Source organism: Pseudomonas sp. KBN10P06128 (assembly GCF_037574945.1).
Taxonomy (GTDB): Bacteria; Pseudomonadota; Gammaproteobacteria; order Pseudomonadales; family Pseudomonadaceae; genus Pseudomonas; species Pseudomonas aeruginosa.
The window spans coordinates 913182-935326 of sequence record NZ_JBBELR010000001.1; the positions used below are offsets into that span (position 1 = coordinate 913182).

18 protein-coding genes are annotated in these 22145 nt (G+C 68.0%); 4 read left to right on the forward strand and 14 right to left on the reverse strand.

The window, feature by feature from the left end; translation table 11 throughout:
• Positions 1–204 precede the first annotated feature (204 nt).
• The gene (locus VQ065_RS04260) at positions 205–873 is read left to right on the forward strand and encodes a TIGR04211 family SH3 domain-containing protein (RefSeq protein WP_003093522.1); all 669 of its coding nucleotides are present in this window, start codon (positions 205–207) and stop codon (positions 871–873) included.
• 83 nt (positions 874–956) lie between these two features.
• Here VQ065_RS04260 and VQ065_RS04265 read toward each other — a convergent pair whose 3' ends face one another.
• From VQ065_RS04265 to VQ065_RS04290, 6 genes are read right to left on the reverse strand one after another with little or no spacing between them, the layout of a single operon-like run.
• Positions 957–2018 carry a 2,3-butanediol dehydrogenase gene (locus VQ065_RS04265; protein ID WP_003111357.1) on the reverse strand — a complete coding sequence of 354 codons (1062 nt, stop codon included), beginning with the start codon at positions 2016–2018 and terminating at the stop codon, positions 957–959.
• Positions 2019–2061: 43 nt separating this feature from the next.
• Positions 2062–3174: an acetoin dehydrogenase dihydrolipoyllysine-residue acetyltransferase subunit gene (locus VQ065_RS04270; RefSeq protein WP_003093511.1), complete on the reverse strand. Its 1113-nt coding sequence runs from the start codon at positions 3172–3174 to the stop codon at positions 2062–2064.
• Positions 3171–4190: an alpha-ketoacid dehydrogenase subunit beta gene (locus tag VQ065_RS04275; protein ID WP_003111356.1), complete on the reverse strand. Its 1020-nt coding sequence runs from the start codon at positions 4188–4190 to the stop codon at positions 3171–3173. Before VQ065_RS04275 ends, VQ065_RS04270 begins: the two co-directional genes overlap by 4 nt.
• 32 nt (positions 4191–4222) lie before the next feature.
• The gene (locus VQ065_RS04280) at positions 4223–5197 is read right to left on the reverse strand and encodes a thiamine pyrophosphate-dependent dehydrogenase E1 component subunit alpha (RefSeq protein WP_003093507.1); all 975 of its coding nucleotides are present in this window, start codon (positions 5195–5197) and stop codon (positions 4223–4225) included.
• Positions 5198–5219: 22 nt separating this feature from the next.
• The gene (locus VQ065_RS04285) at positions 5220–6260 is read right to left on the reverse strand and encodes an ATP-NAD kinase family protein (RefSeq protein WP_003093505.1); all 1041 of its coding nucleotides are present in this window, start codon (positions 6258–6260) and stop codon (positions 5220–5222) included.
• On the reverse strand, positions 6257–7057 hold the full coding sequence (locus tag VQ065_RS04290) for an SDR family NAD(P)-dependent oxidoreductase (RefSeq protein WP_003104791.1): 801 nt from the start codon (positions 7055–7057) through the stop codon (positions 6257–6259). Before VQ065_RS04290 ends, VQ065_RS04285 begins: the two co-directional genes overlap by 4 nt.
• Before the next feature lie 331 nt (positions 7058–7388).
• Here VQ065_RS04290 and VQ065_RS04295 point away from each other — a divergent pair, with 331 nt between their 5' ends.
• A complete protein-coding gene (locus VQ065_RS04295; RefSeq protein ID WP_003104795.1) occupies positions 7389–9266 on the forward strand; it encodes a sigma-54-dependent Fis family transcriptional regulator in 1878 nt (625 codons plus the stop codon).
• A gap of 204 nt (positions 9267–9470) precedes the next feature.
• Positions 9471–10082, forward strand: coding sequence for a LysE family translocator (locus VQ065_RS04300; RefSeq protein WP_003093501.1), 612 nt, complete (start codon positions 9471–9473; stop codon positions 10080–10082).
• On the opposite strand, the gene VQ065_RS04305 is transcribed toward VQ065_RS04300, so the two are convergent.
• From VQ065_RS04305 to VQ065_RS04335, 7 genes are all read right to left on the reverse strand, one after another.
• Positions 10069–10959, reverse strand: a complete 891-nt coding sequence (locus tag VQ065_RS04305) for a LysR family transcriptional regulator (protein ID WP_003093500.1) — start codon at positions 10957–10959, stop codon at positions 10069–10071. The genes VQ065_RS04300 and VQ065_RS04305 overlap by 14 nt on opposite strands.
• Positions 10960–11054: 95 nt before the next feature.
• A complete protein-coding gene (locus tag VQ065_RS04310) occupies positions 11055–12470 on the reverse strand; it encodes a TolC family protein (RefSeq protein ID WP_014604038.1) in 1416 nt (471 codons plus the stop codon).
• Positions 12470–14629, reverse strand: a complete 2160-nt coding sequence (locus VQ065_RS04315; protein ID WP_003093498.1) for a peptidase domain-containing ABC transporter — start codon at positions 14627–14629, stop codon at positions 12470–12472. The genes VQ065_RS04310 and VQ065_RS04315 overlap by 1 nt, the downstream gene beginning before the upstream one ends.
• Positions 14630–14638: 9 nt before the next feature.
• On the reverse strand, positions 14639–15895 hold the full coding sequence (locus tag VQ065_RS04320; RefSeq protein ID WP_003093492.1) for an HlyD family secretion protein: 1257 nt from the start codon (positions 15893–15895) through the stop codon (positions 14639–14641).
• Between the two features lie 96 nt (positions 15896–15991).
• Complete coding sequence (locus tag VQ065_RS04325; protein ID WP_003093484.1) at positions 15992–16291, reverse strand: DUF5862 family protein; 300 nt, start codon at positions 16289–16291, stop codon at positions 15992–15994.
• 308 nt (positions 16292–16599) lie between these two features.
• The gene (locus VQ065_RS04330; protein ID WP_003093482.1) at positions 16600–18393 is read right to left on the reverse strand and encodes a cholesterol oxidase substrate-binding domain-containing protein; all 1794 of its coding nucleotides are present in this window, start codon (positions 18391–18393) and stop codon (positions 16600–16602) included.
• 131 nt (positions 18394–18524) lie between these two features.
• Positions 18525–18824, reverse strand: a complete 300-nt coding sequence (locus VQ065_RS04335) for a hypothetical protein (RefSeq protein ID WP_003093477.1) — start codon at positions 18822–18824, stop codon at positions 18525–18527.
• A 758-nt stretch (positions 18825–19582) separates the two neighbouring features.
• On the opposite strand from VQ065_RS04335, the gene tyrS reads away from it, so the two are divergent.
• A complete protein-coding gene (gene tyrS, locus VQ065_RS04340) occupies positions 19583–20821 on the forward strand; it encodes a tyrosine--tRNA ligase (RefSeq protein ID WP_009877078.1) in 1239 nt (412 codons plus the stop codon).
• 28 nt (positions 20822–20849) lie between these two features.
• On the opposite strand, the gene VQ065_RS04345 is transcribed toward tyrS, so the two are convergent.
• On the reverse strand, positions 20850–22106 hold the full coding sequence (locus tag VQ065_RS04345) for an OprD family porin (RefSeq protein WP_003093475.1): 1257 nt from the start codon (positions 22104–22106) through the stop codon (positions 20850–20852).
• Between the last annotated feature and the right edge of the window lie 39 nt (positions 22107–22145).

Consider the following 22145-nt stretch of genomic DNA (forward strand, 5'->3'; position numbering starts at 1 on the left):
AACCATCCATCCATTCCTGCGGAAACGAGTGAACTCAATCGCCCCGAGCGCTGTCTGTCAGCCGTCGGCCCAACCGGGCCGGGCGCATGGCCCTTGGCCATGCGGTAGCCCCGCCCCGGTCGCGCGCTTGTCCATAACAATTCGACTGGCCGGCTTTTTCGCTCCCCTTTGCGGGTTTCGTTCTCTCGCCATGTGAAGATTGCCATGTCCCTATCCCGTCGCATCCCCGCCGCTCTTTCCCCGTTCCTGAACCGCGTCATCGGAGCCTGCCTGCTCGGCGGCCTGCTGGCGGCCGGCGCCCCGGCGCAGGCCGAGGAGGCGACCGGCAACGCGCGCTGGGTGAGCGACAGCCTGACCACTTTCGTGCGCAGCGGCCCCACCGATGGCTATCGCATCGTCGGCACCCTCACCTCCGGGCAGAAGGTCGAGCTGCTTGGCACCCAGGGCAACTACAGCCAGGTGCGCGGCGAGAACGGCAGCACCGTGTGGATTCCCAGCCGCGACTTGCAGGAGGTTCCCGGCCAGGCCGAGCGCCTGCCGCAACTGGAGCAGAAGGTGGCCGCCCTGACCGCCGAGCTGGACGGCATCAACGACACCTGGAAGACCCGCGTGCAGGGCATGCAGGAAACCCTCGACACGCGCAAGAAGTTGATCGACGAATTGCAGGCGGCGCGCAGCAACCTGGACGCCGAGCTCGGCAAGGCCCGCTCCGACCTGCGTGCGGTGCAGGCGCAACTGGGCGACGAGAACAAGCAGGTGCTGATGCGCTACATGGTCTACGGCGGCAGCATCGCCGGCGCCGGCCTGTTCGCCGGGCTGATCCTGCCGTCGCTGCTGAGGGTGCGGCGCAAGCGCAACGACAAGTGGTTCTGAGCCTCCGCCCGCGTCTCTGCGTTTCGTAAAGCAAGCCCCGCCGGCCGCGGGGCTGTGTCGCAAGCGCGACAAGGGCTGAAGCGTCAGCCGCCCGGCGAGACGATGATCTTCACGTTGTGCTCCTTGTTGTTCACCAACTCTTCGAAACCGCGCTCGACGATTTCTTCCAGGCCGATGCGACCGGTCACCAGCGGTGCGATGTCGAGGCGGCCGTCGGCTATGAAGGCGATCACGTCGGCGAACTCGCCGTTGTAGGCGAGGGCCCCGAGCAACTGCTTCTCGGTGGAAACCAGCTCGAAGAAATTGAATTCACTGGGCTCCTCGAAGATTCCTACAAGCACGCATTTGCCGGCCTTGCGGATGGCATCGATGGCCAGCTTGGCGGTGTGCTTGTTGCCGATGCATTCGAAGCTGACGTCGGCGCCAAGCCCGCCGGTGAGGGCGCGGATTTCGCCTAGGGCGTCGCACCGCGAGGGGTCGAGCACCTGGCTGGCGCCGACCTCTAGGGCCTTGGCCTTGCGCGCCGAGGACATCTCCAGGGCGATCACCTGTGCCGCGCCGGCGGCGCGCGCGCACATGATGGTGCACAGGCCGATGGTGCCGGCGCCGACCACCACCACGTTCTGCCCGAGCAGGCTGCCGGCCTTCTTCACCGCGTGCATGCCCACCGCTAGCGGCTCGATCAGCGCGCCGGCCTCGCTGGGAAATCCGGCCGGCAGGGCGTAGAGCAGGTTGGCCGGTACGTTGACGTATTCGGCGAAGGCGCCGTTGTTCATCAGCCCGGTGAAGGCCAGGTTCTCGCAGATGTTGTACAGCCCATGCCGGCAGTAGTAGCAGGTGCCGCAATGCTGGCAGGCGTCTGCGGCGACCGCCTGGCCGACGGCGAAGCCGGTCACGCCGTTGCCGAGGCGGACGATTTCGCCGCTGAACTCGTGGCCGAGGATGCATTGGTCCTTGAGGCCGGTGAGCGGGTGCGGCGCCTCCACGGGGATGAATACCGGGCCGGCCAGGTATTCGTGCAGGTCGGAGCCGCAGATGCCGCACCAGTGCACGCGGATCTGCACCCAGCCGGGCGGCGGCTCGGCCGGGAGCGGCACGTCTTCCACGCGGATATCGTGGCGGCCGTGCCAGACGGCGGCGCGCATCGCCGCGTTGGCTTGCGGGGAACTGTTCATGTCGGTCGTCTCCTCAATGCTGGCGGAGGAAGTCGAGCAGCAGGCGGTTGACCTGCTCGGCGGCTTCCATCTGCACCATGTGCGCCTGTCCGGGAATGATCTCCACCTGGGCTGGCAGGCCCTCGGCATGCCGCGCCGGGATGATCGCGTCATCGCTGCCCCAGATCGCCAGGACCGGCTGGCGGCCCTCGCTCGCCACGGCACGCAGGTCGTTGCGCTGGCGACCGTCGGCGAACAGGTTGTCCAGCAACTGGCGCAGGGCCGCATCGACGCCTTCCAGGCGCTTGTAGCGGAGCATGTCCTCGAGCATCTGCCGGGTGACCAGCGCGGGGTCGGAGAACAACTGCACCAGTTGCGGCTTCAACGCGTTGCGGTTGGCCGCCTCGACGAAGCCGCGCAGGTAGTCGCCGTTGATCTCCTCGCCGAGGCCGGCGCTGCCGATCAGGCTCAGCGACAGCACCCGCTGCGGCGCCAGGCGCGCGCAGTTCAGCGCCACCGCTCCCCCCATGGAGTGACCGGCCAGGTGTACCTGTTCCAGGTCGAGGTGGTCGAGCAGGGCCAGCACGCTGCCGCTGAGTTCATCGAGGTCGCCGCGCACCAGGGCCTTGCCGGACTCGCCGTGGCCCGGCAGGTCTAGAGCGATCACCCGCCGCTCGGCGGCCAGCGCCTCGTGGTTGAACAACCAGTTGTTCAGGTCGCCACCGAAACCGTGGATCAGCAGTAGCGCCGGATCGCCCTCGCCGCGGTCGAAATAGCGCAGGAGGCGCCCGTCCAGCTCGACTTTCCGCGGTGCCGGTCCGCTATCCCCAGCGTCCTCGTCGGCGGGTACGAATTCGGCCTGGAAGCGTTGCACCAGTGCGTCGATCTCCTCGTCGCTCGCCTCGCCCTCGACCACCACGCCGAGCAGCGCGCCGACCGCCAGGGTCTCGTCCTCGCGCGCCACCTTGCGCCGCAGCACGCCCGAGAAGGGCGCCTCGACGCTGCTGGAGATCTTGTCGGTCTCCACGTCGAGCACCTCGTCGCCTTTCTCGATATGCGCGCCCTCTTCCTTGAGCCAGGCGTCCACCCGACCCTCGGTCATCGACAGGCCCCACTTGGGCATGGTCAGTGTATGGATCCGGCTCATGCCGCGTCCCTCCCTTCCAGGGCCTGGCGCACGGCTGCCTCGATCTTCGCCGCGTCGGGGATGTAGAGGTCTTCCAGGGCGTCGGAGAAAGGCACCGGCGTATGGGGCGCGGTGACCCGGCGGATCGGCGCGCGCAGCGCGGAGAAGGCCCGTTCGGCGACCAGCGCGGCGATGTCGGTGGCCATCGAGCAGCGTGGGTTGGCTTCGTCGACCACCACCAGGCGGCCGGTCTTTTCCACGCTTTCGAGAATGCTGTCCTCGTCCATCGGGCTGGTGCTGCGCAGGTCCAGTACTTCGCAGGAGATGCCCTGGCGCGCCAGGCTGGCGGCGGCGTCCAGCGCCAGGTGGACCATGCGGCCGTAGGTCACCAGGGTGACGTCGTCGCCGTCGCGGAGGAAGTTCGCCTCGCCGAAGGGTACGCTGTACAGCTCCTCGGGTACCTCGCCCTGCATCGAATAGAGCAGCTTGTGCTCGCAGAAGATCACCGGGTCGTTGTCGCGGATCGCCTGGACCAGCAGGCCCTTGGCGTCGTAGGGCGACGACGGGCAGACCACCTTGAGGCCGGGGATGTGGGTCCATAGCGAAGTGAGCATCTGCGAATGCTGGGCGGCGGCGCGCAGGCCGGCGCCGACCATGGTACGGATCACCAGCGGGGTGACCGCCTTGCCGCCGAACATGTAGCGGAACTTGGCGGCCTGGTTGAGGATCTGGTCCAGGCAGCAACCGGCGAAGTCGACGAACATCAGTTCGCACACCGGGCGCATGCCGCGGGTGGCGGCGCCGACCGCGGCGCCGACATAGCCGATCTCTGACAACGGGGTATCCAGCACGCGGCCGGGGAACTGGTGGTAGAGGCCCTTGGTGACCCCCAGCACGCCGCCCCAGGCGTCGTCCTCGCCGGGCGCGCCGGCGCCGCCGGCATTGTCTTCGCCCATGATGAAGACGCTCGGGTCGCGGCGCATTTCCTGGGCCAGCGCCTCGTTGATGGCCTGCTGGTAGCTGATCTTTCTCGCCATGATGGTTCTCCTCGTTCTTGTTTTCGGGCGGCTCAGGGATAGGACACGTAGACGTCGCGCAGCAGGTCGTCCGGCTCCGGCTTGGGATCGTTCTTCGCGCGCTGCACGGCATCCTCGATGCGCGCCTCGACCTCGGCGTCGATGGCGTCCAGGTCGCTGGCGGAGAGCAGGCCGGCGTGGCAGGTGCGTTCGCGGAACTGCTTGAGGCAGTCGCGGGTTTCCCGGTAGTGCTTTACTTCGTCGGGATCGCGGTAGGTCTGTGCGTCGCCCTCGAAGTGTCCGTAGTAGCGGGTCAGCTTGACTTCGATCAGCGACGGCCCCTCGCCGGCGCGGGCGCGCTCGATGGCGGCGCCGGCAGCCTCGTGGACGGCGAAGAAGTCGAAGCCGTCGACGGTCACCCCGGGCATGCCGAAACCGGCGGCGCGGTCGGCGATGTGGTCGCAGGCCACCGACCAGTTGGCCGCGGTGGCCTCGGCATAGCCGTTGTTCTCGGCGACGAACAGGCACGGCAGGTTCCACACCGCGGCCAGGTTCATCGCCTCGAACACCGCGCCTTCGTTGGAGCCGCCATCGCCGAAGAAGGCCACCGCCACCGCATCGCTGCCTTTCAGCTTGGCCGCCAGCGCGGCGCCGGCGGCCAGCGGCGCGCCGGCGCCGACGATTCCGTTGGCGCCGAGCATGCCTTTCTCCAGGTCGGCGATATGCATGGAGCCGCCCTTGCCCTGGCAGACCCCGGTCTTCTTGCCATAGATCTCCGCCATCATGCCGTGCACGTCTACGCCCTTGGCGATGCAGTGGCCGTGGCCGCGATGGGTGGAGGCGATGCAGTCGTCGTCGCGCAGGTGCGCCATCACGCCGGCGGCGGAGGCTTCCTCGCCGGCGTAGAGGTGGACGAAGCCGGGTATCTCGCCCGTGGCGAACTCGACGTGCAGGCGTTCCTCGAAGGCGCGGATGGTGCGCATCACGCGGTAGGCATGGAGCAGTTGGTCGGTGCTCAGAGTGGACATCTTGTTGTTCTCCAGGTTGTCTTCACGGGGTCATCGGGGTTCGCTGGCCGGCCAGCAGGCGATGGCGGGCGGCGTAGGCGAGGGTGGCCGGCACATCGACGCTGAACGGGCCGGAAGGGTCGAGGGTGATGCTTGGGCGGTCGGTGGTGCTGAACTCGATCTCGCGCTCTCCGTCCAGCGCCAGGGTCCCGCTGGACAGGCTCGGCGCGTGGGCCACGCCGGGTTGCAGGTAGCCGGCGGCAGAGACCCCGCAGCCCACCAGCAGGCCCGGCGCCAGCGGCACCAGCAGGCTCTCGCGGGCGTCCGGATGCAGGCGCATCCACGCGCCGTGGGGCTCCTCGCGGCTCACCGGCGACCACAGTCCGCAAAGCGCCGAAAGGCCGATGGCGTGGGGTTCGGCGAAGCTGACGAAGACTTCGGCGAGGTCTTCGGCGCGACTGATGGCGCGGGCGCCGATGAACGGCTGCGGCGACACCGCGACGTCCACCAGCGCCCACTCGCAGAGCCCGCGGCGCGGCTCGCGCACCAGCAGGCGCTTGTTGCGTCGCAGGCCGATCTCCGGCGGCACCCGGTTGCTGGCGCAGAGGCCGCCGGCGAGCCCCGCGCCGGTGGCTTCGCGCAGCTCCGGGAAGGCGTTGTTGGTCCCGGTGGACAGCGCCAGCAGGGGGACGTCGCCGACCTCGGCGGCCACTGCCTTGTGCGTGCCGTCGCCGCCGAGCACGGCGATCAGCGCCACGCCGCGCTCGACCATGCGCCGCGCCGCCAGGCGGGTATCCTCGACGCTCTGGCGCAGCGGCATGTCGAGGAACTCCAGGAACGGCCAGTGGCCGTCGCGGGCCTGGCGGGTCTGGCTGGCCCGGAGCACGGCGGCGGCGATGCCGGTCATGTCCGGCGGCAGCAACGCATGGCGGATGCCGGTGGCGCCGAAGGCGGCGAGCAGGCGTTGCACCACCGATGCCTTGTCGGTGCTGGAGTGCAGCCCGGCATGGGCGGTGAGGCGACGCAGGTCGCGACCGGAGGCCGGGTTGGCGATGATGCCGACGATCGGCGAGGGCGGGGTCATAGCGAGAATCCGCCGTCGACGGCGATGGCCTGGCCGGTGACGTGCGGCGCGCAGGCCAGGTAGACGACGAGCTGGCCCATGTCTTCGACGGTCTGCGCCTCACCCTGGGGCAGCAGGCTGGCCTGGTGGCGTTCCCAGGACTGCGCCTCGCTTTCGCCGGCCTGCCGCCAGCGGCCCGACAAGCCGTCCTCGCCGCGCCACATTCCGGTGCCGACGATTCCCGGGCAGAGCGCGTTGACCGTCACCCCGTCGCGCGCGACCTCCTTGGCCAGGGCATTGCTGAAACCGATCACGGCAAACTTCGAGGCACAGTAGTGGGCGAGGTCTGGGAGACCGACCTTGCCGGCGATCGATGACAGGTTGACGATCCGCCCCCAGCGCTGCGCCTGCATCAGCGGCAGTTCGGCCTGGCAGCAGAGGAACACGCCGCGGGCGTTGACGTTCATCACCCGGTCCCAGTCGGCGAGGCTGAGTTCGGCGACCTTGCGGATGCTGATCACCCCGGCATTGTTCACCGCCACGTCGAGCCGGCCGAACTCCGTGGCGACCCGCTCGACCATCGCCCGGACGCTGTCGCCGTCGCTGACGTCGACCCCAAGGGCCAGGCTGCGGCGACCGAGGCTGCGGATCGCGGCGGCGGTTTCCTCGGCGACCTGCGGATCGAGGTCGGCCACCGCCACGTCGGCGCCGGCGCGCGCCAGGGCGAGGGCGATGCCCCGGCCGATGCCGCGTCCGGCGCCGGTCACCAGCGCGACCCGGGAAGACAGGGAGAAATCGTCGGACGACGTAGCGTGCATGCTTCACCTCTGATTGTTCTTGTAGGTGTATGCGGCAGGGCGTTGGGAGGAGCGGACAGTCCGCCCTGCCGTCGCCGTGGCTGGAGCAAGGCCGATGCCAGGTTGCGGCGTGGCGGCCGGAAGGCCCGTCGTAGAGCGCCGGCATGGGAAGGCCGGCGACCGCCGGGGCGACGTCCGGCGAGACAACCCATGTCATCGCGCACGGGTTCCCGGCGAGACGCTGAGACGCTCCGTCTCAGTCGTCGGCTGTGGCGGCCCGGCGCTTGTCGAGGGTCGCCGATGGGCGCTTAATGGGCGGCACAACAACAAGATGCCGAGCAACGGAGGCCCCATGCTTTCCGCACACTCGAAGGACCATGTGGACTGTGTCAGCCGTGTCCTGAGGAACGCCGCGCGCCTGCCGCAGGCGCCGGTGCCGACGCCGATCCTCGACTCCTGGCGCCGCTCCATGGAGCAGCACCGTCTCGACCCGGGGTCCCTGCAAGGGCCGCGGATTCTCTCGCAGACCCTCCTCGACGAATGTCGCGAGCGTTCCGAACTGTTCCTGCGCATCGCCAGCGAAGAGGTGGCGCGACTGCATGGACGGGTGCGCGATGCCGACTACTGCGTACTGCTCACCGATGCCCAGGGGCGGACCATCGACTACCGTGTCGAGTCGACCATCCGCAACGACTGCCGCAAGGCCGGGCTGTACCTCGGCACCTGCTGGTCGGAAGGCGAGGAGGGCACCTGCGGGGTGGCCGCCGTACTCACCGACAGGACTGCGGTGACGGTGCACAAGCGCGATCACTTCCGCGCCGCCTTCATCGACCTGACCTGTTCCGCGGCGCCGGTCTTCGATCCGCAGGGCGAGTTGCTCGGTGTGCTCGACGTTTCCGCCGTGCAATCGCCGGACGACCGCCGTAGCCAGCATCTGATCCGGCAGATGGTGGCGCAGAGCGCGCGGGAGATCGAGAACGCCTTCTTCATGCACAGCGCCCAGGGCCATTGGGTGCTGCGCGCGCACCGTGCGCCGGGCTACGTCGACAGCCAGCCGGACTACCTGTTCGCCTGGGACGCCGATGGGCGCCTGCTGGCGTTGAACCCGGCGGCGCGGCACTACCTGCGGCAGCGCCTGGGGCAGGTGCCGAGCCACATCGGCGAGGTGTTCGACCTCGACGCCCTGCACGCCGCCGCCGACCAGGCGCCGTGCCTGCTGCGCGGCCAGGCCGGCGAGCTGCACGTGCGTCTCAGCGCGCCGCGGGCCAAGGCGCGGCGGCTGGAGCGCGAGGTGCCCGACGACGCTGCGCTCGACCCGCGCATCGCCGAAAGCCTGCGCCTGGCGGTGCGGGTCAAGGACCGCAACCTGCCGGTGCTGATCCAGGGCGAGACCGGCGCCGGCAAGGAGGTTTTCGCCCGCCAGTTGCACCAGGCCAGCGCCCGTCGCGACAAACCCTTCGTCGCGCTCAACTGCGCGGCGATTCCCGAAAGCCTGATCGAGAGCGAGCTGTTCGGCTACGTTGGCGGAGCCTTTACCGGCGCGGCGGCGAAAGGGATGCGCGGCCTGCTGCAGCAGGCCGATGGCGGTACCCTGTTCCTCGACGAGATCGGTGACATGCCGCTGGGCCTGCAGACCCGCCTGCTGCGCGTGCTGGCCGAGGGCGAGGTGGCGCCGCTGGGGGCTGCGCGCCGGCAGGCTGTGGATATCCAGGTGATCTGCGCCACCCACCGCGACCTGGCGGCGCTGGTGGCGGCCGGCGGCTTCCGCGAGGATCTCTACTTCCGCCTCGGCGGCGCCCGCTTCGAACTGCCGCCGCTACGCGAACGCAGCGACCGGCTGGCGCTGATCCGGCGCATCCTCGATGAGGAAACCGCGCACTGCGGCGTACGCATCGAACTCGGCGAGGCAGCCCTGGAATGCCTGCTCGGCTATCGCTGGCCGGGCAATGTCCGCCAGTTGCGGCATGTGTTGCGCTACGCCTGCGCGCTGTGCGGCGGCGCCACCCTGCAACTCGCCGACCTTCCGGCAGAGCTGCGTGGTGAAGGCCGGACACCGGCCAGTGCGTGCGAGAGCGGCGGCGGTCCGGAGCGCGACGCCCTGCTCGACGCCCTCGTGCGGCATCGCTGGAAACCCATGGCCGCGGCGCGGGAACTGGGTATCTCGCGAGCGACCCTGTATCGGCGGGTGCGCCGGCATGGCATCCGTATGCCGGGCCAGGCGGACGACTGAGGTACGCCGGCGGCCGGCGCAGTCGTCAAGCGCGGAAAATCAAAACCAGCCTTGAGCCTTGCCCCGTTAATGCCGGTGGGCTTTCCCTGTAGCGTTCCGGGCAGCGGCGCAACCCGTTCGGTCGCGCCCCGCCAGGAGCCTACGGAGGAAACCCATGCCCGCCCCGCACCAGCCAGCCCGCAACCCGACCGGGGAGTTCGACCCATGCCGCTAGCCCTGCTGCTCGCCATGGGCGCGTTCTCCCTGAGCCTGTCGATTTCCCCCGGTCCGGTGAACCTGACCATCGTCGCTTCCGGCGCCAACCACGGCTTCCGCCGGACCCTGCCGTTCGTCACCGGCGCCACCCTCGGCTTCGTCCTGCTGCTGGCCTTCGTCGGCTTCTGGTTCGTCCGCGCGATCGAGGCCTACCCGCGCTTCTTCGACTACCTGGGGATGGCCGGCGCGGCGTTCATCGCTCATGTGGGCTACCGCATCGCCACCGCGGATCCACGCCTGGCCCTGGAGGAAAACGGGGTCCCCGGGTTCTTCCAGGGCGTGCTCCTGCAATGGCTCAATCCCAAGGCCTGGATCGCCTGCGCTTCCGGCGTGGCCTTGTTCGCCAGCCCGAGCACGCACGCGCCGCTACTGGTCTTCATGGCCATCTACCTGGTGGTCTGCTACCTCTCGCTGGCCGCCTGGGCGCTGCTCGGTGACCGCGTGGCGCTGCTGCTCGACAGCCCCCGGCGGGTGCGCCTGTTCAATCGGGCGATGGGCGGCACCCTGGTGCTGACCGCCGGCTACATGCTCTACCTGCAGCTCGCCGCTAGCCTGGATTGAAGGCCTCGTAGAGGCGATTGATGAGGGTGTAGGCGATGCTGCTGGCGGGTACGTTGGGCGGCCACACCGCATACACCTTCAACGGCTCCAGGCGCCATTCCGGCAGCACCGCGCGCAACTCGCCGCGGCGGATCGGCTCGTCGCTCAGGTAGGTCGGCGGCGCGGCCAGGCCGACGCCGAGGCGGGCCAGGCGGCAGGAGGCTTCGACGCTGTCGACGCGCACCCGCGGGGTGTAGTCGACGCGTACCTCCTCGTCGTCCCGCGCATGACGGAATAGCCGGCTGTCGGGGCGCATGCCGAGCCCGATCCATTCCAGCCGCTGCAGGTCGCGCGGGTGTTCCAGCGGCGCGTGCCGGGCCAGGAATGCCGGCGCCGCCACTACCTGGCGCGGCAGCAGGAACAGGTGACGGGCCTTCAGCGAGCTGTCCGGCAGGTCGCCGATGCGGAAGGCGATGTCGATGCCGTCGCCGATGATGTCGTGGCGGCTGTCGTCGCAGGCGATGCCGAGGTCGAGGTCGGGATGCTCCTCGATGAAGGCTGCCAGGTGACGGGTGAAGTCGCCGTTGACGAACACCGCGGGCATCGAGATGCGCAGGCTGTTGCGGGTCGAGACGGCGCGCTGGCGGAACTCGATGAAGCCCTTCTCGTAGAGTTCCAGCATGGAGCGGGCGGTGTCCAGCAACTGCGTGCCGTCCTGGGTCAGCGACAGCTTGCGGCTGTTGCGGTAGAGCAGCGCACGGCCCAGGTTCCGTTCCAGCCTGGACAGGTGCAGGCTGGCGGTCGCGGCGCTCAGGCCCAGCGCCTCGGCGCCGCCGGAGACGGAGCCGGTCTCGGCGATCTTGGCGAATACGATCAGGTAGCGGATGTCGTCGATCATGCGGTCTCTCGTCGCGGGGGCTGGGTGCATCCTGCGCGATGGCGGCCAGCCGGACAAGCGCGAGAGGTAGAGGGCAGCGGCGCTTCCCGGGCTTTTCAGCGCAGGCTCCAGAAGCCCAGGCGACCGAGGCTGGCCGCCAGTCGCAGGCGCGAGGTCTGCCAGTTGCCGAGGGCACGGATGTGCTGGTCCTCGGCGCTGGCGTAGGCGGTCAGGGCGTTGAGCAGCTCGATCATGCTGCCGACCCCTGAGCGGTAGCGGCCCTGCACCACCTCCAGGCTTTGCCGCGACTGTTCGACCAGTTCGCGGGTGCGCGCCAGGCTGCGGGTCTCGACGCTGAGCGACTGGTAGTTGCTCCACACCTCCAGCGAAACCTGCTGCTCGGTGTCGGCCAGCTCCGCTTCGCTGGCTTCGCGGCGGGCCAGGGCGTTGCGGACCTGGTAGGTGCGTTCGAAGCCTTCGAACAACGGGATGTTCAGTTGCAGGCCGATGCTGCGGTCGCGTTCGCGGGTATCGCCGTTGAACGCCATCGCCTGGTCGCTCTGGCTGCGTGCCAGGTTGGCGCTCAGCGCCAGGCTCGGCCGGCCGGCGGCGCGGCTTTCCTCCACCGAGGCGGCGGCGGCTTTCAGCCGCGCCTGGGCGGCGAGCAGCGCCGGATGCTCGCGGCGGGCTTCGGCGAGCATCTCGTCGATGGCCTTGACGAAGCCGGTGTCGGGTTGCGCCTCCAGCTCGCCGGAGAGGCGCAGCGGGGTATCCGGCGCCAGGCCCATGCGCAGGGCGATGACGCCGAGGGCGTTGCTCAGGGTGCCTTCGTCGCGAACCTGGGCGAGGCTCGCCTGGGACAGCGCGGTCTGCGCCTGCAGGCGATCGGAAAGGGCGGCGGCGCCGGCCCGGTACTTGGCGTCGGCGGCTTCCAGGTTCTGCGCCGCCAGCTCTGCGACCTGCCGCGAGGCGGCCAGGCTGCGCTGGGCGGCGAGGGCGTCGTAGTAGGCCTGGGCGGCGAGGGCGAAGGTGTTCTGCAGGGTCGCGTCCTGGCTGGCGTTGGCCGCCAGCAGCAACTGCTGGGCGTTGCGCAGGGCGGCGCTGCGGCGGCCGAAGTCGAACAGCTCCCAGCTCAATTGGAGGCTGGCGCCGCGCCGGTGGCGATGGCCGTCGCCGGAGAGGTAGGGGGCATCGCGATAATCCATGTCGCTGTAGCCGCGACTGGCGTCGAGACGGCCGTCCAGGCGCGGCAGGTAGGCGGACTTGCCGATCCCGACCTGGGCCGCCTGGGCCTTGGCATTGGCCCAGGCGAGGCGGGTCTGCGGGTCGTGGCAGAGGATCCGCTCGATGGCTTCCTCCAGGCTCAGCTCGGTCGGTGGCGGCCCGCCGCGGCAGGGCAAACCGCTGCCGCCGAGGTCGTAGACCGCCTGGCCGGCGACCTGGCCGGCGGTGCCGAACACGTCCGGCTCGTAGGCGGCGGCGCCGGGAACCAGGCCGAGCAGGCCGCACAACAGGCCGGCGAGGGCACGCATCAGGCCTGCTCCCGCGCCGCGGCGGCCTGGCGTTCGGCCAGGCGCGCGGTGCTTTCGTCGAGGCTTACCTTGCCCTGGCCGAGGACTATCACGCGGTCCGCCGAGGCGATGGTCTCGGGCCGATGGGCGACCATGATGCGGGTGATGCGCAGCGCGCGAATGGCGGCGTTGACCCGCTGTTCGCAGTGTACGTCGAGGTGGCTGGTGGCTTCGTCGAGGAACAGGATGCGCGGCTTCTTGTACAGCGCCCGGGCCAGCATTACCCGCTGCTTCTGGCCGCCGGAGAGCACCGTGCCCATGTCGCCGACCAGGGTGTTGTAGCCCATCGGCATGGCCTGGATGTCATCGTGGATGGCAGCCATCTGCGCGCACTGCAGCAGCCAGGGCATGTCCGGCTGCGGGTCGAAGAAACTGATGTTGTCGCTGAGCGAACCGGCGAACAGCACGTCGTCCTGCAGCACCGTGCCGACCAGTTCGCGCAGGCCGTCCAGGCCCAGTTGCGCAAGGTCCAGGCCGGCCATGCGGATCTGTCCCTCCACTGGCGGGAGGATGCCCAGCAGGACGTTGAGCAGGGTGCTCTTGCCGCAGCCCGAGGGGCCGACGATGGCCACCGACTCACCGCCGGCGATGCGCAGGTCGAGGCCGTCGAGGACCCAGGGCTCCTGTTCCGCGTAGCGGTAGCGCAGGCCCTGGATCTCGATGCTCGCCTCGCGCTCGCGGAGGTTCTCCGGGAGGATGTCGCCGTGGCTGACCTCCGGGGCCTGGAGCACGATGTCGGCCAGGCGCTCGCCCTGCAACTGGAGCATGCGCAGCTCGAAGAACTTGTCGATCAGGCTGCCGACGCGGCTGTCGAACTGCGACTTGTAGGCGTTGAAGGCCATCAGGATGCCGACGCTGAACTGGCCGTCCATCACCATGGTCGCGCCGAGCCAGATCACCAGCAGGTTCTCCACGCCGAACAGCAGGCCGTTGAGCTGCTGGTAGAACAGTTGCAGCTTCTGCGTACGCAGGCCGGCGTTGATCTGTTCCACCAGCAGGCCGAGCCATACCGAGCGGCGCTCGTCCTGGCGCTGGAACAGCTTCAGCGGGCGGATGCCGCGCACCGTCTCGAGGAAGTGGCTCTGCTGCCGCGCGGCGTGGACGATCTGCTCCTCGGTGGCGTTGCGCAACGGCCGGTACCAGATCCAGCGGCCGAGGGCGTAGAGGCTCATGGCGGCGATGGCGATGGCCGCCAGCGGCGGACTGTAGAGCAGCATCATGCCGAGGGTGGCGACGGTCATCAGGCCGTCCAGCACCGCCGAGAGGAAGGCCGCGGTGAGGGTCTGCTGGATGCTGTTCACCGCGCCGAAGCGCGACACCACGTCGCCCAGGTGGCGCTTCTCGAAATACTGCGCGGGCAGCCGCAGCAGGTGACTGAAGACGTTGGCCTGCCACTGCACGCCGAGCAGGGTGCTCATGTGCATCATCACCCAGGCGCGCACCCCGCTGACCGCCTGCTGCATCAGCAGCAACAGGCCGAAGCCGATGGCCAGGGTGCTGAGCAGGTCACGGTCTTCGCTGACGATGACGTTGTCGATGGTCCATTGCAGGAAGAACGGACTGATCAGCGAGAACACTTCCAGCGCGCCGGCGAGCAGCAGCACCTGGGCCAGCGAGCGGTACAGCCCGGTGACCTTGCCGAGCATGCCCAGCAGCTTGATCCGCGGCGGCGCCTCCTGTTTCTCGAAGCCGCTCTCCGGCCAGAGTTCCAGGGCTACCCCGGTGAAGCTCCGCGAGACTTCCTCCAGGCCCAGCCGGCGCTGGCCGTGGGCGGGGTCGTGGAGCACCGCGCCGCGCCCGTCGACCGCCTTGAGCACGACGAAGTGGTTGAAGTTCCAGTGCAGCACGCAGGGCAGCTTGAGCTTGCCGAGGTCGCCGAGGTCGAGCTTCACCGCGCGGGTGCCCAGGCCGAGGCGGTGGGCGGTCTGGATCAGTTGCTTGAGGGAGATGCCCTTGAGCGATACGGAGAAGCGCCGGCGCAGTTCCATCAGGCCGGTATGGTGGCCGTGGTAGCCGGCGATCATCGCCAGGCAGGCCAGGCCGCATTCGGTGGCTTCGGTCTGCAGCACCAGCGGCAGGCGGCGGCCCAGGCGCAGGGCGAGAGCGTCGAGAAAGGCCATGGGTCGTTCCTAGAGTTTGCCGGTCAGGCTGTAGAGCGGTTCCAGCACCCATTCGTAGAGGCGCCGGGTGTCCTGGAGGATGTCGGCGTCCAGCAGCATGCCGCTCTGCAGCGGACGCGGCTGGCCGTAGGCGGTCACCGCCTGGTCGTCGAGGGTTACCCGCAGCCGGTACAGCTGCTCGCCATCCTGGCCGAGCCCCGGTACGCCGCCGACCATGCTGGAAAGCTCGGCATAGGAGACGCTGGCGCGGGAGATCGACTGCACCTTGCCGTGGTACTGGCCGAACTTCTGGTACGGATAGGCCTGGTAGCGGATCAGCACCGCGTCGCCCGGCCGGATGAAACCGATGGACTTGCTCGGCGCGTAGAGTTCGGCCTGCAACGGGGTGTCGGCGGGAACGATGCTCAGCAGCGGACGCGAGCTGTCGACGGTCTGCCCGGCTTCGGCGAGCACGGCGGTGGCGATGCCGCTCTCCGGCGCGGTGACCAGCAAGGTGCGCTTGGCTTCGCTTTCGGCCAGGTCCTGCTCCACCGCGCTGAGCTGGCGGCGGGTTTCCGCGAGCTGGTTGGCCTGGCGCGCGGAAAGCCCGGCGAGTTCGTTGCGGCGCTCGGTCAACTGCTGCCGCAGCGACGTGCGTTCGCGCTCCAGGCCTTGCAGGGTCTGGCGCTGGCCGAGGAGTTCGGCCTGGCGCTGCTGCAACTGGTCCATGGAGATGTAGCCCTTGTCCATCAGCCCCTGGTAGCGCGCGGCGGCGTCGCTGGCCAGCGCCAGCAGGCGTTGCTGGCTGTCGGTCTGGGCGGCGAGGGTGGTCAGTTCGCGCTGCAGGCTGGCGACCTTGCTGGTCAGGCTGTCGCGCTCGTCGTCTTGCAGGCGGCGAAGCTTTTCCAGTTCGTCGCGCAGGGAGTCGCGGCGTTGTTCCAGGCGCCTGCTGATGCCGGCCTGCACCGGGCCGGCATCGCTGCCGTAGCGTTCGCTGGAAAGCACCATCAGGCGCTCGCCGCGGCGTACCGCCTGGCCTTCCTGGACGAACTTGCGCAGCACGATGCCGGCCTGCGGCGCGTGCACCTTGACCTGCCCGCTGGCGGGCACCAATTGGCCGCTGACGGTGCTGCGCTTGGTGTAGCTGCCGAACAGGAAGAAGCCCACCACCAGCAGCGCCATCGCCGCGGCCAGCAGGGTGAGAAAAGTGAAGGAGACCGGGCGGATCAGCACGATCTCGCCCAGGCCGCCGGCATGCTGGGCGTCGAGGGCTTCCTGGCGAAACATGGTGGCTGGATCCTGGATTCGAATAATACTTGCATGACACTCCGGCACCCTTGCGTAAGTTCAAGCGCATGAAGTGCCGGAGTGCGACTTTTCTAGTTAGATGGTGGTTCGGCCTACATCACCGGGACCGAAGTTTTCCCGGTATTGGCCCAAGTAACCGACAGCCGTCTCTGCATTGGTGAAGAGACCGACCGTGCCCCCGGCAATAGCGCCCATTGCGGTTGGCACGATCAGGCCGACCAACTGGGAAAGAGCGCCGAAGCCGAAGCCGCCGGCACCGCCCCATTTCCCGCCGATTGCCATGCCCGTCGCGGCGCCGTCGACGGCGCCTACGATCATGCCGGAAAGAGTTCCACCCGAAACGCAGGTGACTTCAATGTCATTGAGTTCTTTCATTTCATATATCTCCTTTAGGCTTCCCGTGAGTCTGGAAAGCCATTCGATGGTACTAATCCGAAAGAGTGGGATGAACTGCCAGGATTAGCGGTTTTTCATGGGCTCGATAGTTCGTTTGACAATGAGTTTCAATATTCGGCGGATGAAGGTTTGCCACTCCGGGTAAACTTTGCGAATGATTAAGGCCGGTTCGTGCGACACCTCGATAAGACCTGTTGAACAAGTCAACGCCGTATCGAGGGCTCATTCATATCGGCTCCGGCGAACCGCTCTTCGTCCGAGTCAGTACGGCCTCGCATAGCGGCATTTCATGGCATCAGCCGGTCGAGCAGCGGCGAGCTGAACAGCCGATGCGGATCGGCTTCGTTCAACTGGCGCGCCGCGGCGTCCCAATCGTTGTCTGCGACCAGGCCTTGGCGTAGCGACTGCGCCACCAACTGGTCGACCACCGTCGGCTCGGCCCAGGCGGCGGTGGGGCTGTAGCCCCAGCCCTTGCTCCACTCCACCCGCAGCGAGGCGTAGTCGCCGCTGAAGTGGTCGAACAGCCAGGCCTCGAACTCGTGGTAGAAGGCGTTGGCCTGCGGAGTGCCGGGCAGGCTGAGGATGTCCAGCCAGATCGCCGTGTCCCACTCCGGCTGGTCGGGGCGCGGACGGATCGCCGACAGGCTGGGCACCTGGGCGCCGGGAACGATCGACTCGCCGGGCTGGTCGAGCCCGCTGACGCGAATCTCCACCGGGCCGTTCATGGGGTAGTGGCCGTTGGCGCGGTAGGCGGCGACCATCGTCTGGTACTGCAGGTAGAACTCGTTGATCACCCGCTGCACGTCGCGACGCCGGGTCAGCACCGCGTAGCCGTTGGCGGTGACGCGCAGGGTGCTGGGCTTGATGTACAGCAGCAGGTCCTTGCTCCAGCCCCAAAGGTCGTAGCCCAGGGTCAGCGCCATGCCGCCCACTACCAGGTCGTACTGCAGCTTGCCGAGCAGCGGGGTGAGTTCCGGGTGGCCGGTATTGATCGCCGCCAGCAGGTCGGACAGCGCCTTGGGAATGTTGTCGGAGAAGGGGTAGTTGAACGGGCCGTTGACCGCGCGGGCACCGAACGGGCAGCGCGGGGTCGGCGTCCAGACCTTCAGCCAGGGCTTGTCGGTGAAGGGGAACCAGATGGCCTCGGCGCGTCCGCTCTTTTGCAGGAAGCTGTCGAAGGTCCTTCCGCCGCTGCCGGCCGCGGCGAACATCTCGCTCGCCGGGATGTTCACGTAGCTCTGGCAGCGCATGCGCTTGTTGACCCCGGCCTGGAGGGTCGCCTCGACGATGAAGGCGCGTCCGAGGTGGACGAGGAACGGCGCGCAGGCCGGATCGTCGCGGCGGAAGGTCTTCAGCACGTATTGTCCGGCGGCGCCGTCCCAGACCACCGCGGTCAGCGCCACGATGCTGTTGCTCAGGGAGCCGTAGCTCTGCCCCGGCAGGCGGCTTTCGCCCTGCGCCGGGATGCCGGTGCCGTGGCCGTCGATGGCGAGCACCCCGCCGAGGGTCAGGTCGCCCGGCGCCGGCGTGGCGACGAAGCCGAGCTTGACCCGCTCCAGTTGTTTCAACAGGGCTTCCATGGTGACGCCGGTCTGCGCGCTGAACAGGCCGAACTCGCCCTGGGGGTCGATCCGTACGCGGGTCAGGTAACGGCTGGTTTCCACCAGCACGATGCGGCTCTCGCAGTTCTCGCCGCCTTTCAGCAGCAGCGGGGACCAGTTGTGGCCCATGCCGCGCGGGCGCACCTTGAAGCCGTTCTGCCAGGCCCAGTTGACCACCGCGAGAACCTCTTCGTTGGTGCGCGGGGCGCAACTCCAGAGGTCGTCGGCGGCGATTTCCCCCGACCAGTTGCGGAACGCCCGCCGATAAAGTTCGAGACCGGCCGGAAAGCCTGCCGGCGCCGGACAGCTGCTGGCGGCGGCTTCGGCGGGCTGGATGACGAAGGCCGGGGTCCAGCCGGCCACCAGGCCGACCGCGCCGAGCGTGGCACTCTTGCCGAGGAAGCTGCGGCGCGACAGGCCGCCGGACTCCTGGTCGGGATCGTCGACGAAGGCGTCGGCTTGCTGGATGGGGTCGTGCATGGCGGTTCTCCTGATCGGGGCGCTGGTCGCCCCTTCCCGGTTGCCGGGTCCTTGGTCGCCGCCGGGGGCGCCCAGGCCTCCGGCGACGGGGGAGGCCCGCTCCGCGACGGGAGCGGGCCGAGGTCCTGGGATCAGGTCCACTCGGTGTCGTAGTGGTAATCGATACGGCTGGTATCGCCGCCGAGCAGGCCGCCGACCGCGGCGACGCCCTTGAACACGCCGTAGCCGAGGGTGTCGGCCAGTTGATGGATGGGGGTCAGGCCGACGGCGTTGAACACCTTGCCGACCGAAGAGATGACCGATGTGTTGAGCAGGTCGTTGGACACCTTGACCACATCGACGATGGCATCGCCGACGAAGCTGAAGAGTCCGGCGCCCGATACCTGGTCGATTTCATCGAAGCTCAGTTCCTGAAGTGTGGCGAGTTGCATGGCGCTATTCCTTCATCAATCAAGTTTTGAGCGATAGCCGGCCCTCTCGCATAAACATCGGTTTGCGAAGATAGAGTGACTATCGGTTGCCAGCCGCTCTGGAAAAGTACTTTGCCGGCTGGTCGCTGAAAATTACTGATCTGCCGGCGAGAGTGTCAATCTGGGAAGTTGATAGGGTGAACTTGGAATATCCATGTTAGGCAAATGACGCCGATATTTTGTCAGTGGAATTGGTCGATGTTTTTTCGAATGCCGCGATAAGCATCTGGATATTGCTGATCCATTGATATTCGTGGGTGCTGGGAAGCGGTTCGCTATTTTTACGAGATGATGCGCCAATCCAGAAAAGTATCGAATTATTGCTTTCGGAAAAAATTCAACTGCCTTGCTGATAGGTTTCTTCCGGTCGAGTTATTGAAGTACACGTCCGGTCGGGCGTTGTTTTTCAAAGTAGAGAAATCGGCGTCATAAATTTGTGCGGATAACTGGCGGGTAAACTTTCCCAGGCTGCGCTTCTGTTGCGAGGAAGTGCCTCGGTTCGTGTCGAGGCGCTTTCCAGCCTTGACAGCCCGGCACAGGCGCGTAGAGTGCCGCGCATGAATCGTGCAGCCCTGACCTTCAAGCGCTATTACGCCTATCTGCTCCCTCATTGAGGCGGTAGATGCGTCGCTGCATTCCCGAACCGCCCGAGGCGGCGGTCCGGTGAACTCCCTCCCAACCTGTCTCCTCGGGCATCCACCGTGCCAAAGGAGATACCCGTGTCCGTCCCGACCCATCAGCAAGACCTGATCGCCCTGCTCGAAGAGCGTGGCTTCGTCCACCAGTGCACCGACCGCGACGGCCTCGCCGCGCACCTGGCCGCCGGTCCGGCAACCGCCTACCTGGGCTTCGACGCCACCGCCGACAGCCTGCACGTCGGCCACCTGCAGGGCCTGATGCTGATGCGCTGGCTACAGAAGGCCGGGCACCGTCCGTTGCTGCTGATCGGTGGCGCGACCACCCGGATCGGCGATCCGAGCTTCCGCGATTCGAGCCGGCCGATCCTCACCGAGGCGCAGATCCAGGCCAACATCGACGGCATCGCCCGGGTCTTCTCGCGCTACGTCGAACTGCACGACGACAGCCTGGTGAACAACGCCGAATGGCTGGACGGCGTCGGCTACCTGGAGTTCCTCGACCGGGTCGGCCGGCACTTCTCGATCAACCGCTTGCTGACCTTCGACGCCATCAGGCAGCGCCTGGACCGCGAGCATTCGCTGTCGTTCCTCGAGTTCGGCTACACCCTGCTGCAGGCCTACGACTTCGTCGAACTGTCGCGCCGGCGCGGCTGCACCCTGCAACTCGGCGGCGCCGACCAGTGGGCGAACATCATCAACGGCGTGGAGCTGTCGCGACGCCAGGGCGGCGCCCAACTGTTCGGCCTGACCATGCCGCTGCTGGCCACCAGCGACGGGCGCAAGATGGGCAAGTCGGCGCAGGGTGCGGTATGGCTCAACGCCGAGCGCCTGGCGCCGTTCGACTTCTGGCAGTTCTGGCGCAACTGCGACGATCGCGACGTCGGTCGCTTCCTCGCCCTGTTCAGCGAACTGCCGATGGATGAAGTGCGCCGCCTGGGCGCCTTGCAGGGCGCCGAGCTGAACGAAGCGAAGGTGGTCCTGGCCAATGCCGCCACCGCCCTGGCGCACGGCGAGCACGCCGCGCGATCCGCCGCCGATGCCGCGCGCGGGGTGTTCGCCGACGGTACGCGGGACAGCGGCCTGCCGGTGATGAAGCTATCCCGCGCGCGCCTGGCGCAGGGACTGTCGCTGACCGACCTGCTGCTGGAACACGCGATCCAGCCCTCCCGCAGCGCGGTCCGCCGCCTCGCCGCCGGCGGCGGCCTGCGCCTGGACGGCACGCCGGTCAGCGATCCGGACGCGCCGCTGGCGGGCGAGGTCGACGGGCTGCGCCTGAGCCTGGGCAAGAAGCAGCATTTGCAACTGCGACTCGAGGATTGAGGTGCCTGCGGCCCCAAGGGGCCGCGCTTCACCAGAGCTTCAGCGTGTAATTGACGATGAAGCGGTTCTCGTCCAGGTCCGCACCGTAGCGGCTGCGGTAGGTGATGTTGCGCCATTTCAAGGCGACGCTCTTCAGCGGTCCGCTCTGGATCACGTAGGACAGGTCGGTGTTGCGCTCCCATTCGCTGTCGTCGGCGCGGCCGGCGCCGCGGTCGATGTCGCGGCCCTGTACATAGCGGGTCATGAGGTTCAGGCCGGGCAGGCCGAGGCCGGCGAAGTCGTAGTCGTAGCGCAGTTGCCAGGATTTCTCCTGCGGTCGGGTGAAGGTCTGGTAGGCCATGAGGTTGGCCACGTAGGGCGTGGTGTAGCCGTTGAGCACCGGAAAGGCGTCGTTGCCGATCATCTTCTGGACACCGATGCCGAAGGCGTGGGCGCCGGCGCGCAAGGTGAGCATGGCGTTGAGGTTGCGATTGTCCACCGGCCCGGAGATCGCCGCGCCGTCTTCGCCGCTGTCGAAGTAGCGTAGGTCGCTGCGCAGCGACAGCCCTTCGCCCAGCGGCAGGGTGTGCAGCAGGCCGAGATAGTGCTGCTGGTAGATGTCCTTGAGCTGGCCGTAGTAATAGCTGGCGCTGAGCCGAGGGGTGAAGGCGTAGGTCGCGCCGGCGAGATTGAACTCGTCGCTGGCGTGGGCCTTGTCGCGGCCCATGATGTACATGTCGTCGCTGCCGGCCGACTCGCGGGTGCGCGACTTCCACAATTGCCCCGCGGTGAGGGTGAGACCCTCGATCTCGCTGGAGGTCAGCAGTGCGCCGTCGAAGGTCTGCGGCAACAGGCGCACGTCGTCGCGAAACGCCACCGGCAGTTGCGGCATGAGGATGCCGACCTGTAGCTGGGTCTGCGAATAGCGCAGCTTGGCGGTCAGGCCGAGGTGACTGTAGTCGTCCACCGGCTCCTTCGAATTCGCTCCGAACGGCAGCGTGCCATCGTTGCTACGCCCGCGTCCCGAGTCGAGCTTGACGCCGAGCAGCCCGGTAGCGTCCAGGCCGAAGCCGAGCGGACCGTCGGTGAAACCGGATTGCAGGCGCAGGACGAAGCCCTGCGACCAGTTGCCGGCCTGCGATTGGGGTGCATCGTGTTGGCGGTAGTCGCGCAACTGGTAGAAGTTGCGGAGGTCGAGGTGGGCGCTGCTGTCCGCGAGGAATTCCGCTTGCGCGGCGAGGGGCAGGAGGCCGAGGCCAAGCGCATAGCTGCGCCAGGCGCACGGGCGGGGGCATGCCGTGATCATCGATTCTTCCCTTGGTTGTTGTTCTTGTAGGTATGGGTG

Bases quoted from the DNA above. Each gene is read 5' to 3' on its own strand.
- VQ065_RS04310 (WP_014604038.1), bottom strand. From the start codon at position 12,470: ATGCGTGCCCTCGCCGGCCTGTTGTGCGGCCTGCTCGGCCTGGTTCCC.
- VQ065_RS04315 (WP_003093498.1), bottom strand. From the start codon at position 14,629: ATGGCCTTTCTCGACGCTCTCGCCCTGCGCCTGGGCCGCCGCCTGCCG.
- VQ065_RS04345 (WP_003093475.1), bottom strand. From the start codon at position 22,106: ATGATCACGGCATGCCCCCGCCCGTGCGCCTGGCGCAGCTATGCGCTT.
- VQ065_RS04280 (WP_003093507.1), bottom strand. From the start codon at position 5,197: ATGTCCACTCTGAGCACCGACCAACTGCTCCATGCCTACCGCGTGATG.
- VQ065_RS04300 (WP_003093501.1), top strand. From the start codon at position 9,471: ATGCCGCTAGCCCTGCTGCTCGCCATGGGCGCGTTCTCCCTGAGCCTG.
- VQ065_RS04295 (WP_003104795.1), top strand. From the start codon at position 7,389: ATGCTTTCCGCACACTCGAAGGACCATGTGGACTGTGTCAGCCGTGTC.
- VQ065_RS04285 (WP_003093505.1), bottom strand. From the start codon at position 6,260: ATGACCCCGCCCTCGCCGATCGTCGGCATCATCGCCAACCCGGCCTCC.
- VQ065_RS04305 (WP_003093500.1), bottom strand. From the start codon at position 10,959: ATGATCGACGACATCCGCTACCTGATCGTATTCGCCAAGATCGCCGAG.
- VQ065_RS04260 (WP_003093522.1), top strand. From the start codon at position 205: ATGTCCCTATCCCGTCGCATCCCCGCCGCTCTTTCCCCGTTCCTGAAC.
- VQ065_RS04325 (WP_003093484.1), bottom strand. From the start codon at position 16,291: ATGAAAGAACTCAATGACATTGAAGTCACCTGCGTTTCGGGTGGAACT.
- VQ065_RS04330 (WP_003093482.1), bottom strand. From the start codon at position 18,393: ATGCACGACCCCATCCAGCAAGCCGACGCCTTCGTCGACGATCCCGAC.
- VQ065_RS04335 (WP_003093477.1), bottom strand. From the start codon at position 18,824: ATGCAACTCGCCACACTTCAGGAACTGAGCTTCGATGAAATCGACCAG.
- VQ065_RS04290 (WP_003104791.1), bottom strand. From the start codon at position 7,057: ATGCACGCTACGTCGTCCGACGATTTCTCCCTGTCTTCCCGGGTCGCG.
- VQ065_RS04275 (WP_003111356.1), bottom strand. From the start codon at position 4,190: ATGGCGAGAAAGATCAGCTACCAGCAGGCCATCAACGAGGCGCTGGCC.
- VQ065_RS04320 (WP_003093492.1), bottom strand. From the start codon at position 15,895: ATGTTTCGCCAGGAAGCCCTCGACGCCCAGCATGCCGGCGGCCTGGGC.
- VQ065_RS04270 (WP_003093511.1), bottom strand. From the start codon at position 3,174: ATGAGCCGGATCCATACACTGACCATGCCCAAGTGGGGCCTGTCGATG.
- VQ065_RS04265 (WP_003111357.1), bottom strand. From the start codon at position 2,018: ATGCGCGCCGCCGTCTGGCACGGCCGCCACGATATCCGCGTGGAAGAC.